Source organism: Leadbetterella sp. DM7, assembly GCF_040829825.2.
Lineage (GTDB): Bacteria > Bacteroidota > Bacteroidia > Cytophagales > Spirosomataceae > Leadbetterella.
This window is the reverse complement of record NZ_JBFOLH020000064.1, coordinates 1-279: the sequence shown is the minus strand read 5'-3', so window position 1 is coordinate 279 and position 279 is coordinate 1. Positions and strand designations below refer to the sequence as shown.

Sequence of the window (279 nt, the reverse complement as noted above, 5' to 3'; positions counted from 1 at the left end):
CCCAGTGCATGTTCGACTCGTCGCTGGCCCTGGAGCGCGAGCTGGGCCTCGACCTGTGGCCGGAGGAGACGCCCCAGATCCGGGGCATCCGCTACAGCGTCGGCGAGCCCGACGGCGGCCTGGCGCTGCAGTTCGGCGGCCGGCTGGCGGCGCCCGCGCAGTCGGTCGACCAGCGGCGCAAGATGGCCGCCTGGCTGGAGCTGCTGGAGGAGCGCGGCGGCCGGGTCCTGATCGAGTCGCTGGAGCCGGAGGACCTCGACGGCCTGGCCGAGGAGCACG

1 protein-coding gene is annotated in these 279 nt (G+C 74.9%); it reads left to right on the top strand.

Going from position 1 to position 279, the window contains the following annotated elements; genetic code table 11:
* Positions 1-279: hypothetical protein (locus AB2U10_RS19240; protein WP_367916701.1), on the top strand; the 279-nt coding region annotated here is incomplete at both ends.